Source organism: Methanosarcina sp. (genome assembly GCF_035390745.1).
Taxonomy (GTDB): domain Archaea; phylum Halobacteriota; class Methanosarcinia; order Methanosarcinales; family Methanosarcinaceae; genus Methanosarcina.
The window spans coordinates 59777-76983 of the sequence record NZ_DAOOUJ010000001.1 but is presented as its reverse complement, the minus strand read 5'-3'; the positions used below and the strand labels follow the sequence as shown (position 1 = coordinate 76983).

At 40.7% G+C, this 17207-nt stretch carries 18 protein-coding genes; all 18 read right to left on the bottom strand.

The genetic code is table 11. From position 1 onward, the window contains the following. Nucleotides 1-77 precede the first annotated feature (77 nt). Entirely contained in the window at nt 78-257 is a 180-nt protein-coding gene (locus PLL47_RS00365) for a hypothetical protein (RefSeq protein ID WP_324443522.1), read from the bottom strand. A 139-nt stretch (nt 258-396) separates the two neighbouring features. Further along, nucleotides 397-1347 (bottom strand): hypothetical protein, encoded by a 951-nt coding sequence (locus tag PLL47_RS00360; RefSeq protein ID WP_324443520.1) that lies wholly within the window; start codon nt 1345-1347, stop codon nt 397-399. A 2-nt stretch (nt 1348-1349) separates the two neighbouring features. Beyond that, nucleotides 1350-2975: an archaellar assembly protein ArlJ/FlaJ gene (arlJ, locus tag PLL47_RS00355; RefSeq protein ID WP_324443518.1), complete on the bottom strand. Its 1626-nt coding sequence runs from the start codon at nt 2973-2975 to the stop codon at nt 1350-1352. A 12-nt stretch (nt 2976-2987) separates the two neighbouring features. Next, a complete protein-coding gene (flaI, locus tag PLL47_RS00350; protein WP_324443517.1) occupies nt 2988-4844 on the bottom strand; it encodes an archaellum flagellar ATPase motor FlaI in 1857 nt (618 codons plus the stop codon). A 38-nt stretch (nt 4845-4882) separates the two neighbouring features. After that, a complete protein-coding gene (gene arlH, locus PLL47_RS00345) occupies nt 4883-5599 on the bottom strand; it encodes an archaellum protein ArlH (RefSeq protein WP_324443515.1) in 717 nt (238 codons plus the stop codon). Between the two features lies 1 nt (nt 5600). Beyond that, nucleotides 5601-6074 carry a flagellar protein FlaF gene (locus PLL47_RS00340; RefSeq protein ID WP_324443513.1) on the bottom strand — a complete coding sequence of 158 codons (474 nt, stop codon included), beginning with the start codon at nt 6072-6074 and terminating at the stop codon, nt 5601-5603. A gap of 4 nt (nt 6075-6078) precedes the next feature. Next, entirely contained in the window at nt 6079-6552 is a 474-nt protein-coding gene (locus tag PLL47_RS00335) for an archaellin family protein (RefSeq protein WP_324443511.1), read from the bottom strand. Nucleotides 6553-6574: 22 nt separating this feature from the next. Then, nucleotides 6575-7258, bottom strand: a complete 684-nt coding sequence (locus tag PLL47_RS00330; protein WP_324443509.1) for a hypothetical protein — start codon at nt 7256-7258, stop codon at nt 6575-6577. A 78-nt stretch (nt 7259-7336) separates the two neighbouring features. Continuing rightward, nucleotides 7337-7939, bottom strand: coding sequence for a flagellin (locus tag PLL47_RS00325; protein WP_324443507.1), 603 nt, complete (start codon nt 7937-7939; stop codon nt 7337-7339). A gap of 11 nt (nt 7940-7950) precedes the next feature. Further along, nucleotides 7951-8607 (bottom strand): flagellin, encoded by a 657-nt coding sequence (locus PLL47_RS00320; RefSeq protein WP_324443505.1) that lies wholly within the window; start codon nt 8605-8607, stop codon nt 7951-7953. An 853-nt stretch (nt 8608-9460) separates the two neighbouring features. After that, nucleotides 9461-10273: a CheR family methyltransferase gene (locus PLL47_RS00315; RefSeq protein ID WP_324443503.1), complete on the bottom strand. Its 813-nt coding sequence runs from the start codon at nt 10271-10273 to the stop codon at nt 9461-9463. Continuing rightward, nucleotides 10264-10929: a chemotaxis protein CheD gene (locus PLL47_RS00310; protein ID WP_324443501.1), complete on the bottom strand. Its 666-nt coding sequence runs from the start codon at nt 10927-10929 to the stop codon at nt 10264-10266. The genes PLL47_RS00315 and PLL47_RS00310 overlap by 10 nt, the downstream gene beginning before the upstream one ends. After that, entirely contained in the window at nt 10926-11528 is a 603-nt protein-coding gene (locus PLL47_RS00305; protein WP_324443499.1) for a chemotaxis protein CheC, read from the bottom strand. Before PLL47_RS00305 ends, PLL47_RS00310 begins: the two co-directional genes overlap by 4 nt. Next, nucleotides 11521-14415 carry a chemotaxis protein CheW gene (locus PLL47_RS00300; protein ID WP_324443497.1) on the bottom strand — a complete coding sequence of 965 codons (2895 nt, stop codon included), beginning with the start codon at nt 14413-14415 and terminating at the stop codon, nt 11521-11523. Before PLL47_RS00300 ends, PLL47_RS00305 begins: the two co-directional genes overlap by 8 nt. Next, nucleotides 14405-15457, bottom strand: coding sequence for a protein-glutamate methylesterase/protein-glutamine glutaminase (locus PLL47_RS00295; protein ID WP_324443495.1), 1053 nt, complete (start codon nt 15455-15457; stop codon nt 14405-14407). Before PLL47_RS00295 ends, PLL47_RS00300 begins: the two co-directional genes overlap by 11 nt. A 13-nt stretch (nt 15458-15470) precedes the next feature. Further along, complete coding sequence (locus PLL47_RS00290) at nt 15471-15836, bottom strand: response regulator (protein WP_324443493.1); 366 nt, start codon at nt 15834-15836, stop codon at nt 15471-15473. A 15-nt stretch (nt 15837-15851) separates the two neighbouring features. Further along, entirely contained in the window at nt 15852-16652 is an 801-nt protein-coding gene (locus PLL47_RS00285) for a DUF8579 domain-containing protein (RefSeq protein ID WP_324443491.1), read from the bottom strand. Continuing rightward, nucleotides 16649-17128 carry a chemotaxis protein CheW gene (locus tag PLL47_RS00280; RefSeq protein ID WP_324443489.1) on the bottom strand — a complete coding sequence of 160 codons (480 nt, stop codon included), beginning with the start codon at nt 17126-17128 and terminating at the stop codon, nt 16649-16651. The genes PLL47_RS00285 and PLL47_RS00280 overlap by 4 nt, the downstream gene beginning before the upstream one ends. Between the last annotated feature and the right edge of the window lie 79 nt (nt 17129-17207).

The window sequence follows — 17207 nt, the reverse complement described above, 5'->3', positions numbered from 1 at the left end:
ATTAACCTGCAACTCTGCAAGTATTTACTGGAATATTTTTTTGCATATCAGGTCTTTTGAAATCCTCATAATGTATTTTAATTAATTTGGGTTGTCTTAGCTCTTACCAGCATCAGAGAGAAGGACAGGATCAGAAGCGCCGCATAGAACACCACACTGGGATCATACCTGTTATAGAGGGACAGCCATGTGTAAACCAGCATAGATCCTGAAAACACTGCTAAAACAATAAGCCCGATGTATTTTGCATCTACCATTTTTCATCACTCATTTTATCTGTTATTCTACAATTTACATTTAATAGTAATTATAAATGTTTATTCAAACATTAAAACTTTTTCTATTTTTATTATGAGTCTTTGTCGACTGTGATTAAAATTTTATCTGCACAATCAGTTACGATTTGTGATACTGTTTATATTTATTTAACTCTGTGAGGACGCCTTCAAGATCGGATTTAATCAGCTTCACGTCCAGGTTTTCCCCCTGCATATTATCCATGAAGTTGATCTTTTTCTCTTTCTTAACCACAATATCTTTCTTCAGCGAATCCAATAAATTGTCTTTTTCGTCGCCGAACTTTATCTCAGCAGTGTTTTCACTAAACGCGAAGTTATTTTCAGGTGCCGGTTCATTATCCAGTCCTTCAACTTTAATCGCAAATTCATTTTCATCCAGCTTGAAATCATTATCAAACGACATATCCAGATCTGAAGATATCTCGCCAGCAGGCGGTTCTACAGTCTTAAGCTCAGGACTGCTGCCTGTTAAAGCATTTGAACTAGACATTTTAGTCAGGAGGTCGTCGTCAAAATCTAACTCGTCTTTTTTGGATTCAACTACTTTGTCAAGACTGTTGACTTTATCAGTTACACCGGACTTTAGATCCTCTTTCTGGCTATCAGATAAAGGAACAAATTTTTCCTTATTATCTATATTCTTGCGAGGTAAAGAGGATGAAAGAGATGACATTTTACCGCGGATACTAACAAAGAGCTTCTGAACAGCATCTTTTACTTTCAGGAGCACTGCTTCAAGCTGTTCAAGGTAATTACTAACTGAATTACTCTGAATCAAACCGGATTTTTTCTGAGCTGAGCTAGATTTTTTCTGGATGAAACTGCCAGGTTTTTTGCAGAACTCAGAAAACTGCTTCAAGCACTTAGAGCCAATAGCTGTTATTTTCGGACCTGAGCCCGAAAAAAGTTTAAGTTCCTTAAAGTCAAATGAGGCTCCACCTTTGCTTTTATATCTGTCATATAGAGACGTTGTTCCCATTACAGCCAGAGCTACAAAAATACCTATGAAGATAGTAAAGTTCTCTTTGTATATGGTGATTAAATCCATATTTACATGCCTCCTGAAAGACCTTCAAGTACTCCATCGAATGAAAAGGCCATCTCCACCAGTGGAGGGACTACAATCATCAGTATTCCCGAAAGTATGAACATAAATGTGCCATAATAGATTGCCAGGTACGTAGGCCCGCCTTTCACGGCAACGATTGCAAGCAGGTTAGCAATCGTTAGAATGATAGTAACTATCACGACAAATTGCCCCAGAAGTTCGACAGGAACCCCCCCGAATATGCCCATATTCATACCTCCCATGCCTCCGGGTATACCCTCAAGTTCGGAACCGCTTATTTCAAACTGGGCAAAGAGAGAAGTTACGATGTTAGTAAAGATCGTCAGGATCTGGCCTATGAAGAGTAGAAGACCAACCATAGCCACATGGAGAGGTATGACAAGACTGGAAAATGCTTTGGATATGCGTTCCCTTTTCATCCTCAAAAGGACCAGTTCAAGATTGGACGAGCTTACAAGCTCACCTACTACTTCCGCATTACCCCCGAAATTAACGGCATCTACAAAGACACTTGTAAATTTGTAGATTAAGTAGCTGCCCGTTTCTCCGACAAACCTCCCCCAGCAAAGTGCAGGGTCCAGCCCGGATGCCAGTTTCTTGTAAAGTTCCTGGCTCATATCCTTAAGCTCCCCAAGGTTCTTGGGGTCAATCTTCAGAAGGGCTTTTGGGACTGTCAGACCGGAACCGCTTATAATGGATCCGAGGCTTCGTATGAAAGTCGTATAACTTTCATCTCTTTTGTTAACTTTTTCAATATCTCTTTTTGCCTCAAGCCCTACAGGAATCATGATAACTCCTGCAATAATCATTCCGACCCCTTTAATGTCAATAAAGAAATCCTCAGCAAACCCGGTAAAAGCCGGCAGAATAGTTAACACTATAACGGACAGGACGGCCAGAACAAGCGTAAGAGGAGCCCATTTATAAACGAATGTTTGCTCTTTTGATTTTACACTTAAACTATGGACTTTAGTATCTTTTGGAGAACACCTGTAAAGTAGACCTACCCCAAAGAAAGCCATAAAAAATATGATAACCATTGTGGAATAAAGCGTATCAGCCGGGTCCCCAACGTTGTACAAAATCACTGAGAGCAATATAATAATAGCTACGAGGGATGTGGAGACAAGCAAAGCTGTATATGCGTTTGACCATTCTTTTGTGGTGTCGAGGTCCCTCTCGAACTCATCTTTTCTTTTTGTTTTGAATAATATCCATTCCTTCTTGAGAAATTCACCATCAGGTTCCCCTGCCGCAATGGCGTTTGATAACCTGTTGAGAAGTGCCCTCATCCTGTCATTCTTTACTTTTGTGGATATGAGTTCACAGGCATTGGCGTAATCATAATGCCAGTGTTGAGCCAGTTCTCTAATCAGATTAAAATATTTGCTCGGACAGTATTCTTTCTTTTCAGATATGCTTGAGAATATTTTGTCTCTTGTGAGGTTGGCAGTCGAGATTGAAGCCATATAAGTAAGAGCAAAAAGCATATCGTTGCTCATATAGAGTTCTTTCTGGTAGTCCTGATATTTGACATAAAGCTGGTCTAAAATGGATCCTGAATCAGCTTTTTTGCTAAAAATGTTTTTTATCGCGTTGACACCCATTTAAACCACCATTTAGAACTGAATCCTCAGCATACCGGACTTTGTAATCTTTGCTATTGTGTTAAAAAACTCCCAGTAATTTGTGATCCCTTCCTCGTTCAGCCTTTCCAGGATTTTTGCCCGCTTTTCAATCTCATCATAAATTACTTTCTTTTTCTTGCCTGGAATTCCAAGCCTTGTGGCGATTTTATTCTCAAGGATATACGAACTTCCCATAGCACTGAATACATGGGTATCAGTAACCGGATCCCAGGAAAATGCTTCAATAAATGAAATTCCTCCTTTATCCGGGTTGAAGCCGAGAACCTCATTTATACTGAGAACTCTTCTTACAAGCTTACCGTCAGGTCTCCTTACCGCAGACTGGATAATAACAAAGTTGAGGTTATCCACATACGTTTTAGGAATGTTTATAGGATCAGCAGTAAGCCTCTGGATCAATTTCTCAACAGTTGCTGCGTGGAACGTTGACATGACTGGGTGGCCGGTCTGCATGGCCTGGAATGCGACATTACCTTCAACTCCTCGGATTTCTCCCACGAGGATGTAGTTTGGCCTCTGCCTCAATGCAGCTTTGAGAAGGTCGAACATTGTAACATCCGAACCACTTCCTTCTCCGGTTCCTGAACCCCTTGTACTGCCTCTTGTTGTTTCTCGGGTCCAGTTTTTGTGGGGGATCTGCAGTTCGGGAGTGTCTTCTATTGAAACCAGTTTTGCCTCGGGATTTATAAATGCTGTAATTCCGTTCAATGTGGTCGTCTTACCGCTGGCAGTTTCTCCACATATGAAACCGCTCATTCCTTCACCGATAAGGATCCACAGGTAAGCTGCCATTCTGTAATCCAGGCTTCCTCCTTTTATGACCTGAAGAATACTGAACGGAATATCAGCGAATTTACGTATGGTGAAATTACTCCCGTTTTTGCTGATATCGTCCCCAAAAACAATGTTAATTCTTGACCCGTCCGGGAGTGTAGAGTCTACGATAGGATTTTTGAAAGTAATGGGTTTTCCGATCCTTTCTGCAAGCCTGACAATGTAGTGATTGAGAGCATCACTGTCGTTGAATTCTATGACACTCCTGAGGCCCTTGAACACCTTGTGTTCAATAAAGATAGGCCCGAGACCATTGCAGGTAATATCTTCAATTTTGTTGTCATTTATGTAAGGGTCAAGGAAACCCACTCCTATTTTATCCCTTATAACCGAGTATTTCAGAGCTTCATACTGCTCTTTTGTTACATATATATGATTTTTATCAGGATCTTCCTTGGCAGGGATAATCCTGGAACCCAGCAGTTTTTTGACTCCAGAAGCGGTTCCGGAAGCAGAACTGGCAACCGAACTTTTTTTTCCAATTATGCAGACGGCATCCAGGGATTCTCTAAGTATCCTTTCTTTTTCCTCCAGATTTTCAGGATCAAATTCAATCCCGGTCAGGTGGTCTACAAGCTTTATTTCCAGTTCTTTAATGAGACCCCCAACTCCGGTAAGAAGTATGGGCTCAATGGGAATATAGAAATTCCTTACGTCGTTTTTGTTGGGATAAATGTGGACATAGATCTGGTCGTTGACCTTGTAGATCAGATTTGCATCCTCTATATCGCCGTGCTTGGACTCCAGCTTGGGGACATATCTGGGTATACCCATCGTATCTATGGGCAGGATATGAAGGTACTCCAGAAGATGAAGGTTTTTTTCAACTTCCTCCTTCATTTCCGGAGGGAGGAGCTTGTAAAGGTTACATGTTTTCAGATTTGAATGGTCATGCCCGTCATATTTTTTCGGCTTAAACGGAAAGTTTGTGAATACTCCTGCGTTAAGTGCATGACCGTCTTCACTGCTTAACTTTTCTTCAACGCTATCCATGTCAACCTCATGCGCGGCTAAGTTATGTTCAAATTTTCTTATACTTTGGCCTGTGATATTGGAATTATCTTTAAACCGAACCCAGGCTGAACTTCAAAACTTACTATATTACCTGTGCTTTTCTTGGCGCCTCTTATTTTTGAGACTTCCATAACGCTGATGTAGCGGTCTGTAAGCTGTTCTTTTCTCAGGAACAGGTGGCAGTCACATGCTGACCGTATTCTGACAAGAGTGTCTTCTTTAAATGCATGCTGATGCAGAGTAATGAAAATCGTGTATCCCTTGTCACATAAATTTTTCAAACTTGTGAGGAATTCAAGGATATTATCTTCACCAGAATAAGTAGTAAACATTGTGAGAGAGTCGATAAAAATGACTTTTTCCCGGATACTTTTAATGTGAGTTGTCATGAGATGCAGGGTACCTTTCATCTGTTCAGAAGTCCACTCAACACCTTCAAGGTGAACCGGAAAAATCCTGAAATATCCCCAGCTGTAAAAATCCGAGATATCGAGGCTCAGGCTGTCCATTTGAGCCAGCATGCTTTTAATGGTATTCTCGGTTGAATAGTATGCTATCTTATGAAGCTGGTTCAATCCGCCAAATGTAAGTTGCTGGCAGAGAACACTCTTCCCAGTATCGTTTTCACCTTCAATGAGCACAAGGGAACCTAATGGGATACCCTCACCTAACTTTTTATCAATTTCATCATTACCGCTTGAGATAATATTCTTTTTTTCCTCTTTTTCCCCCATATTACTCACCTGCCACGTGCTCTGCGGAAGAGACGATACCATTTTCAGTAACAATCTTTACAATAAAACTTTCATTGGATGCAAGATCGGTTAATAGTTCAATATTAATACTTTCGTGAGGGTCCAGAATCCCGGGATTCATGATATCCGTGCCGGGTGTTATGTTATATTGAGATTCGTTCAGATAGGACACCTGGCCATTTTTTACCAGAATTACATCCCATAGCTCGAAGCCGCTTAATTTGGTTTCACCTGTATTTGCAACTGTAAAGCTGGTATGATTTGTCGAGACATTAAACGATATTTTCTGGATTTCAGTACTGGTCTGAAGCCGATCCATCATTGTTTGATGAGCTGAAACGTATCCGTGATAAGAGGACTCAACAAGATTGTTAGTCCCCATTGTCAGGGTACCTGCAACAACCAGAACCGTCCCCATCACAAAGAACGCTACGATTATTGTATCAAGGCCCATGATATCACGTTGAGAATGTATCTGATGTTGATACCCCGTTGTAGAGGAAGAAAGTGATTTTGTAAATATCACTGGGCAAGCTGTCAAGAGTTATAGTTGCCTTAATCGTCTCCCCACGATTCCAGGTATCCCCGTCCCCATTTGCAAGAGTGAAATCCCATGCTGGATTTGAAGCAGACTCAAATCCGGGATTGCAATAGCTTGAAGAAGAAATGATAAATATGTCACTGAGTTCTAATTTTTCAAGAGGTATATTTGATGACCCAACATTTTTTATCCAAACATTAATATTATTTCCATCAGGATAAATAAAGATGATATCGATATCTGATTTGAACTGGTCTTCCATTGTTTGAGCAACGGAGCTATAAGATCCGGAGAGACTATATACCGAAGGAAGGATGGCATTAACAAAAGCTACTGCAGCTATGACACTCACGATTACGAGTATTGCTGAAGCTATCACTTCCTTTGACATGTATTCTTTCCCCTCTTATTTTTCATTCAGGATGTGATTTAGCTTTTTCATTCAGGATGTGATCCAGCATTTTTGAGTCAAGAGACAGGTCTTCCGGATAAAGTATGTGATAAAGCCTGTACAGGTCCACAACTGCGTCATCAAGATTGTTGTTTTTGAACAGGATATCAAGTATTTTAACAATGATCTCTTTAATCTCACCAGGAATGTATCCTAAAAGTGTGAACACTTCAAGCAATTCCTTTATGGCATCCTGATTGTATTTCCCCGCCATATCCTTGCACCAGACAATAGTCTTATAGAAGGAAATGGGATCAATGAGTTTTGAGTCTCCCCTTTTTTGCTGTCTTTTGGCAGCCTTTTTAAGATCTTCAAGGAAATTCTTTGGAACCTTCTCCACTTCCAGATCTTCTTCCTCAGGCTCGTCTTCCTTTACTTCTTCTTTTTTAGGAGGACGTTCTTCAGGGATCTCTTCAGCAGGCTTAGGACTTACTATAGCACTGGAAATATTGGCAATCCCCTGGATATTCTGGAAAGGGTTTTCAAGGACACTCATTGTTTCTCTTATGTCCATGAGAAGATTCTTAATAGAGCCTTTGATCTCGTTTACTTCTTCTTCAAGACTTGCAACTTTGGATTCTATAGTGTCGCTTTCTGCTGTAGCCACAATTTTATCAATCATTGACTGGTCAAATGAGTCCCCCATAATATCACCAAAGCTGTAGCGTTAAAAAATAAAAGTAATGGCACTCCGAAGAGTGTCACCACTGCTTTAAATTTATTTTTAGACGAGTGTCATTATAGCACTGATTGATGCAGGTGCCTGCCTGTGAATGGTGTAAGAAGCACCCTGAGGCGGCTTGATTTCAAGCTGGAACTCGTCGTTAGCTCCTACACTTGTAGGAACAGTAGCTGCAGCAGCCACAGCATCCAGATCGACGGTTAATTCGAATTTCTCACCTTTAGCGAGAAGGTTATCAGTATCAGCGTTATACTTGCCTGTTACAGCAAAGTTGTCTGCATCAGCAGATCCACCCAGAGTCAATTCAGTTGGTGCAATATCTGGAGCTGAAACAACTATAAGTGTCTTAGCCATATCAACGGATGAACCGCCTGAAGTGAGCTGCAGACAGAGAGTAAGAGTGTCAATTTCAGTAGGAGGAGTTCCTGCATCACCCTTGGCAATTAGGTCTCCACTCAATTCGACACTGCTGCTTGCCTGAGCTACTCCTGTATGCACAACTTCCTGGCTTTTCTGAGTTGTATAGAAACCTGCTCCGAGCATGACGTAGCTGAAAACTGCAGCCACTACTACAAATGCTACGAGAACAATTGCAGCTTCAAGCCCGGTAAATCCTTTTTCATCTTTAGAGAATATTTTCCACATTATGAATCACCTCAGTAGACCGGATAGAATTGGTCTGCAGATAATGCAGCTGGCAGTGACTTTGTTAAAGTAAGGACTGCACCCTCTGGTGGCTTGACCTCAATCTTGACCTGTTCATTTACTTCAGGCAGGGTCTTTGCAGTACTGGTTGCAAGTAATTGAGTGACATCAATTACTACCTTGTACTTCTCTCCTTTTTCGAGCAGATTATCATCGTTGGTGACAATCACACCGTCATATACCCATCCATAGGTATTTCCCCAGGCACCGTCGGCAGGAATGGAAGTCGGCCCTTTGGTTACAGGAGTAGTGGTACTGTCGACCATATATTCCCTTGTTACAAAGTCATCTTCATCTGTGTAAGTAAGAATTGTCTTATCCAGGTCCACAGAGGTTCCACCGGCAGTGTTTGTAATGTAGAATGTAATCTGATCTGCATTACCGCCGTCATCGTCGGCTCTGACGATTACATCTCCTGAAGGTGCAATGCTGCTGCTTGCCTGAGCTACACCAGTGTGCACGACTTCCTGGCTTTTCTGGGTTGTATAGAACCCCGCTCCCAACATGACGTAGCTGAAAACTGCTGCTACGACGACAAAGGCTATCAGCACAATTGCGGCTTCAAGCCCGGTAAACCCTTTTTCATCTTTAGATAATCGATTCCACATAATAATTCACCTCAATTTGGTGTGATTATTATAACACCAAATATAATATCAGATAATATTATAAATGTTTCGGCTGTTACAAGGCTTACTTTGAACAAAAATAGACAAAAATAGAGGTAAATTAAAGGGTATTTCTGGACAAAAAACAAAATATTTTGATAACATCCTGGAAAACGCTCAATAAAATATTAAGCTTATTGATATGTTTTTATTTTAAAAACTGGAACTTAAATCAAATAATGTTTACATAACTTAGCAAAAATAGAAAGATATTAAGAGGTGCTTTATTTCAAATAAAATTAAGATTTAACTTCATAAAAAAAGTAATTAATTTTAAGATAAAAACCGACAAATAAATTAATTAATATCTCAATTATGAAAATATAAAGGCTTGAGATTCGTTATTTTCGTTATTGCCGCAACATATCGAAGTAATTTCACAACAATAAGAAAAACAAAATTAAATTATTACATACTTTTCTATACATACACGAGACACTTTGTGTAAAGCCTTGTTTACAACTATTTATAAGCAGTTAAAGAAAAATATAGGAATTAATGAATTTAGTTTTAAAAAACCTAATAGAAAAAAAATCTCACTCCATGTAAAGGTATGCAAACAAATGTAAAAGATCACATAATTCCAGGCAGACCAGCCTGTTCCATACCTCGGCAGATAAGTTAAAAACCTGTAAGCTGTGAGAAAAATACTGCTGAATAATAAACAGCTGTAAAGTTGAAAACTTCAGCAACCTGACTCACTATAAAAAAGAAATAAAAAAGTAATTGGAAAAAATAAGAGACCTGAATTGAAAAAAACATAAACAATCTGTCAGATATTTTTTTAAAAATGTTAGACTTTTTTGAAAATCTTCTCTTTTACACTCACAGGGGCGAACAATTCTCTAATTTCGATCGGCAAAGTTTCGGATTTGCCAATAATAAGATAACCGTCATCTGAAAGAGCCTCATAAAAGTCCTTCAACATTTTTATTTTCTGGCCTTCATTGAAATATATCATGACGTTTCTGCAGAATACGGCATCAAAATGTTTTGATACTGGAGCTTCGCTTGTCAGGTCATGCTTCTGAAATCTGATCGACAGCTTGCGGATATTTTTTACTTTGAAGTCCTCCCCTGAAGGCTCAAAATACTTCATTACAATTGAAGGATCAAGGTTTTTCAATTGTTCTCTGCTGTAGATCCCCTCTGAAGCACCTCTAAGGCATTTTTCTTCAATATCCGTTGCATAAATGGATACAGTCCAGTCATCCGGCAAAACCTCTCTTGAACAAATTGCAATTGAATAAGGTTCTTCCCCATAAGAACAGGCTGCGCTCCAGAACCTGACGATATTGCTTTTACACTGCTTTTTTCTTTCCATTATGTCAGGCAGGATTTCTTCCCGGAAAAACATAAATGGAGTTTTATCCCGCATAAACTCGGTAACGTTTACTGTAAGTGTATTTATGACCTCTTTCATCTCGCTTTGATCTCTTTCCAGGAGCCTCAGATACTTTGCATAGTTATCCACACCTGCAGCTTTCATTCTCAGGTCAATTCTTCTTTTAAGATAACTGTCCCTGTACCCTGTAAGAACAATACCCGACGACCTAGAAATCTTTCGAACAAGAAAATTAAAGTCGTCATCAACATTTATAACCACAATACATCCCCTTTAGTAGTATACTTAACAATCATGCTTCCGTCAGCAGGATTAAAAATAACATTCCTGCCGACATCTCCGCCGACGTCTTTTGCCAGAATAGGTATATTTTTTTTGACCAGTGTCTCTTCAACAGATATCGCGTTCCTGTCACCGATTTTAAGCATATCAAGGTTCATATGCTTGAAAACCTGAGCCCCTCCTGCAAACTTTGCAGTAATCCTGCTTTTTCTGGCTCCCATTTTCACCATATCTTCAAACATTTTTTCTATCGCGGTTTCGGCATACTTGGTCTCGCCTTTCTCTGAGGCTCCCGGAAGCAGCACGTGTGCGATACCGCATATACCTGTCGAAACATCGGAAAGAATAACTCCAATGCATGAACCAAGGCCCATGCCTTTTAAGAGGACATTTCTCCCGATTTTATACTCCCCTATACCGGCAGACAGTTCTCCATCCAGCTCCTTAACGTTCGATTCTGATTTAGTGCCCGTCAGATGATTCTTTGCAGCATTAATAAGGGAACATGATCGGCAGGAATCCCTGGACGAGCAGGTATCTGAAAGTGAACAGAAGGATTTTACCAGTACATCTCTGCCGGTTAAGAAAATCGCTTTTCCACTTCCATTCGACACGAACAAAATATCGCTGCTCATAGTTGTCCCAGTATCTTCATCATATCATCAAGCAGACAGGATTCAGGAAGCAGGGCTAAATAAATCTCAATGTCTGCATCAGAGCTTAAAGCGGTCTCAAATAGAATAATATGGTTGCTGTTTTTGGCCATCTGTGAAACTACCGAATCAATGACTGCAGTGGGAACATCTACTGCGAAACTTGGTGGGGACGGAAGTAATATGATGTTCATAAAGTCAGCTGACGCGTCACAGAAAGACGAAGATAATATATTTCCGACCTCCATAATTGTGGACGCATACATCTCCTCATCCAGCTCATCCATTCCAAATAAATCGCCTGCAATTTTTTTTGCAGACTTTTCCGGAAACATTATGTACAGATATCCAGACTTTTTTTGTTCGAGGTCCTGAAGTGCTATAATTACTCCTGCGACGACCTCGCCAATGAATTCGCTGGAAAGATTTTTTATTTCCCCTACCTTGACTTCAGGAACTGAAAAATAGACATCTTTATTGAGTAATTGGGAAAGGGATGTTGCAGCATGTCCAGTTCCAATACTACCCAGTTCCTTCAAAACATCCATTTCCACATCAGTAAGATTATCTAAATTAGTCATCACTATCACCTTTAATAAGCATTGAAACATCTATAATCGGTATCACACGCCCATCCCCCAGTATCGTGGCACCAATAAATCCTTTCGAATTCGATAACACATTTCCAAGTGGTTTAATGACAATTTCCTGCTGGTCAATGATCGAATCGACTATCAGGCCAACTTCTTCATTTTCTTTTTCGACAATTATGGCGATTTGTTGATCAAGCTTTTCACATTCAACATTAAAAAATTCCTTCAATTCGACAACTGGTATTAGTTTGTCCCTGATATAAAGCACAGGAGTTTCTTTAACGAGCTTATAGTCGCTGCTGTCAACGCTCAAAGCCTTCACGACATTGGAGATAGGAATCGCATATGTTTCTGGACCCACATCTACCAGAAGGGATTTTATTATAGCAACCGTAGGAGGCAGGTCAATTCTGACTTTCGTAAATTCCCCTTTCTTCGAATATAGCTTAACCTTTCCTCCAAGTTTCTCAACCGCAGTTTTTACTACATCCATCCCCACGCCCCTGCCGGAGACCTCTGTCAGGACATCCTTTGTCGAAAATCCCGGGGCAAAAATGAGCATCCGGATTTCTTCTTCACTGAGGTTTTCTGCATCTGATGAGGATAATAGACCTTTCTCGATAGCTTTCCTTTTTATTACTTCAACATCTATGCCTTTGCCGTTATCTTCGATCTCGATTATTACGTTGTTTTTCTCTCTTCTTGCTGAGAGCTTTATGTGTCCGGTGCCGCTTTTTCCAGCTTTTTCCCGGTCTTCAGGGAATTCTATGCCATGATCTACAGCATTTCTCACAAGGTGGACCAGAGGATCACTGATTTCATCTAAAATTGTTCGGTCTAACTCTGTATCCTGCCCCTCAACTTCAAACTCAATATCTTTGTTTAATTTTCTGCTTAAGTCCCTCACCATACGCGGAAACTTGCTGAACACCCTCTCAATTTTTACCATCCTTATTCTCATTACTTCATCCTGAAGGCTCGAAATTGATTTATCCAGAGTCCCGGTTGCTTCTCCCAGCTCAGGCAAGTTGTACTGCTGAGATATCTGAAGCAGTCGTCCTTTGTTAATGACAAGCTCACCAACAAGATTCATTATATTATCCAGATTAGAGGTCCTGACGCGGATGGTTTCCTCTCTTTTAGATTCCACAGGTGATTTTGCAGATGATGCTGATTCAGAAGAATGGCTGCTTGATTCCGTTTCCTGATCCTCAATCTCCGGAGCTTCCTGTGGATGTAACTCACGAGCAGGGATGCTCCCGGAATTCTCTACCAGAGACTGGGCTTTATCCAGCCGCATCTCCTGAGCAGGAATACCCTGTTCTGGAAGAATCGTCTCAGAAACTTTTTCAGAAAGAATTTTCTTAGAAACCTTTTCTGGAATCTGCTCCAGAACATTAACTTCTTCCAGCTGCAGCTTTTGATCAGAAACTGCAGGAATTACCTCAGAAGCCGGTTTGGGAGCAGGAGTTTCCTGTGGATCCGGATGATCTGCGGAAGAGCCACTACATCTGTTCTTCTGAAGCACTACCGCGGATTCGGTTCTTTTGAAACAATTTATGGACTTGCTTATTCTGCTTAAAATGCAGCGCATTCTTGCTATCAAGCTGTATATACAGGAGTGAAATGAATTTCTGTCGCCTAACCCTGAAACAGCCGCTGGTTCAACAGGAGCATCTGCGGTTGAATGAACATCGTGTTGAGATTTCTCTGAGAAAGAGCTATCGCATTTAATTTCGTCATTAAATGCATTATTGACCGGTTTAATTTCAGAAATATTAAAATGTTCAATTTCAGAATTTCTGGCCATAATTTCTTCAACTTTGCTGTGATCTCCTGAAAGGAACACTTTAAAATGGCCGTCAAAACTGTTGTCCATCCCGCTTTCATCAGGCTCTATTTTAGCCAGTTTGCATACCTCTTTGAGAGATTCAATAATCAAGGACGCTCGCAAACCTTTCATGACACAGTCTTTGACAAGGATTACTTCCAGAACAAGGTTACAATCATCCAGACTGCAGGCTGCCCCGTTTTCCCGGAGTTCAGAAACTGCAGGGATATTTTCCTCCGACTGCTGTGCAGCTGTTTCACATGCCTTATTAGTCGGTTTAATTTCAGAAATATTGAAATGTTCAATTTCAGAAATTCTGTCCATCAGCCCTTCAACCTTGCTGCTGTCTCCTGAAAGGAACACTTTAAAATGGCCGTCAAAACTGTTGTCCATCTCATTTTCATCAGGCTCTATTTTAGCCAGTCTGCTTAGCTCTTTGAGAGATTCTATGATTAATGATGCTCGCAAACCTTTCATGACACAGTCTTTGACAAGAATTACTTCCAGAACAAGGTTACAGTCATCCAGACTGCATGTTCCTCCATTTTCCTCAGGTTCAGAGCTTGAAGAAATATTTTCCACTGGCTGCTGTACAGCTGTTGTTGTCGGAGATGATTCCTTATTTTCTGCAGATAGAGTGCAATGAGGCTCATGCTCTTCGTTCTTTGTTTTATCGTAATTTTGAAAAGCTTCTACCAGATCATCTATTTTTACATTATCATTATCTGCACTTTCTATCTGTTTGACGATATCCGTTATTCTATCTACTGTTGAAAGAAGGATATCGACAAGGTCACCATCTATATCTATTTCTCCGTTTTTTATGCCGCAGAGGACTTCTTCCATGGTGTGGCACAGATGTTCAAGTGAAGCATATCCAAGAAACCCGGCCATTCCTTTGATTGTGTGGGTAATTCTGAAAATTTCATCAACTGCAGCAGTGTCTCCGTTTTCCAGATCCACAAAAGATTGATTGTATATATCGAGACACTCATATACTTCCTGAAGGAAATCGCTTTTATAGGCTGCCATATCACTTTCCATTGCATTTCACCTCCGACATCCTCACTATTTCTTCAGGGATCTCAAAAATGGGTTTCACGACATCAATAGCTCCAGCTTCTATTGCAGCTTTTGGCATTCCGAAAATAATGCAAGTATCTTCACTGCATGCAATTGTGGAGCCGCCCGCATCCCTTATCTTTTTAAATCCGGCAGCTCCGTCAAATCCCATACCCGTAAGAATAGTGGCTACTATATTCTTTCCATATACCTCTAACAGGCTTTCAGCAGTCACATCAACTGCAGGCATTACAGCATGAACCGGCTGGCCTTTTACGAGTTTTATTCTGACCACACCAAGAGCCTTTCTAAGGGTCATGTGATAGCCTCCCGGGGCTATGTAAACAACACCTGCGGATACCTTTTCATTATTTATGGCTTCCTTAATTTTCAGCTCAGACAGGAAATTCAGTCTGTCTGCCAGTTGTTTGCAAAAATTACCTTCAGGCATATGCTGGACGACAAATACCGGAGCAGGCAGGTCTCCGGGAAGCCTTGGAAGTACCTGTTCAAGGGTTGAAGGACCTCCCGTAGATGACCCAATGAGAATCCCAAAGTCGCCGGCACCTTTCCATTTTCCCCTGACAACCTCACCTTTGAATTTCCTCATATTAATTAATCTTAAGATGTTTGGATTTGAGCTGTGAATATTTCTTATTTTATCAACAAGCTCTTTCTCAGACTTATTCACATCCTGGTGAGATTCGGATTTTGGAGCAAAATCTATTGCTCCAAGCTGCAAAGCCTCCAGTGCTTCTTTTGAGCCCTCTACAGTCAGGGTACTGAACATGATAATGGGGACAGGGTCCGTACTCATAATGGTTTTAACAGCTGTCAGCCCGTCCATGACTGGCATGTTAACGTCCATTATGATTATGTCAGGGTGTAATGCTTTTGACTTTTCTACAGCTTCTTTTCCATTACACGCATCTCCGACTATCTTTATATCCGGGCTGCTGGCAAGCATGCTTCTTATTGCCATCCGCATGAAGGCAGAATCATCAACAATAAGAGTACGAATCATGCTATCCCCAGACTCATTCACCGACTACTTTTTTTATTTCTTCGATGACTTTCGGAGCCTGGAAAGGTTTTATAATGTAGCCTCTTGCCCCCAGTTTGATGGCTGTTTTTACGATGTTTTCCTGCCCGATAGCAGTGCACATCACAATTTTGGCATCTTTATCTATAGTGGTCTTTATCTGTTTTAGTGCGTCAATTCCCGTCATTTCAGGCATGACAACATCCATTGTAACAACGTCTGGCTTGAGCGTCCTGTACATTTCCACAGCCTGCTGTCCGTTTTCGGCCTCCCCTGCAATATCGAATCCTGCACCGAAAAGAATGTTTTTCAAAAGTTTTCTCATAAAAGCAGTATCATCAACAATCAATACTTTTGCCATATGTATCCCCCGAAATTATCTCTTAGATATTTTATCAACCATACTTACCCCGCGAGGGGTCAATTCTATTTCTTTTCTAATTTTTACGACTTTAGCCAGTCCAGCATCGACAAGGCGATCATAATAATTATTTAATTCATCCGTTGATACTCCGACTATGTTTTCAACTGACGCAAAATCCAGCCCGGAATATATCAGAGTCAGAATTTCCATTTCATTGTCGGACAGGTTAATTGCCGGTTTATGTTTTTCGAAGAGCCTCTGAAGATAGCCTTCAAGCATTTCCAGCGTGCTTTCCGGGCAAAGGACCAGGCTTGTTACTACGTTACTTTTTTCAACGTGGGACAGGACAAGGACTTTCCTCTGTTTCCCGCCCACGTTTCTAAGGTCAGTTTTAACAGATCCGAGATTCTCAATAGGGATTCTTTTCTGATATTTGGCGGACAAAAACCAGAAACCTTCATCTGTTACACTGAAATACCCTTTTTCCCACTGTGCATTCGATGAAACAACGCCCCCAACAGTTGCGGACGACAGGAAAAACACTGCAAACTTATCTGCTTTGAGATTAAATGCAATGAATTTGAAGACCTGTTGATGGAGATTTTTAGGGAGCTGAAGTATAATTTTATCCTCTTTTTTAATCTGGATACAATTGACGCCCTCAATTTCAACATCTTCCAGGTCTTCTATTTCCCTCAGGGGGATGCTCCGTTTTCCAATAACCAGATTGCTGTCTGTGACTACAAGTTCTACATCCACCCATCCGCCATCATAAATTTTAATAGGAGCTCTAAGGTGGACTTTTTCGGTCATCCCCTTATCTCCTTCAGCTCTTCTTCGCTGAATAACTCTCTAAGGTCCATTAATGTGAGAAGCCCGTCCTCAAGTTTTCCCACTCCCTTTAAGAACCTGGAATCATCTCTTAAAGCCAAAAATTTGGGTATTTCTTCGATATTCTCAGAAGACAGGTACTTGACTTCACTTACACTGTCAACCATCATCCCTATAGTAGCACTATTGTATTCGATGACAATAATCCGGGTATTTTCATCATTCTTCTTCGGTTCTTTTCCCAGTCTCTTCCTGAGATTGATGATTGTTGCTATCTGGCCTCTAAGGTTCAGGACTCCTTCTACAAAGCCAGGCACATTTGGAATTCTGGTGATTTGAGTTGGCAGGATAATCTCTTTTACCTGAGAGATTTCGACGCCATATCGCTCTTCTCCAAGACTGAAGACAATCACCTGAATTGTATTATCCACGTTTACGATCTGACTATGATAACTCATTTTATCACCCTGCAGGGGCTTAGGAAGCTACATAATTCAAATTAATACGCCCCATTAGACCCCGAATCAAACAGATTCA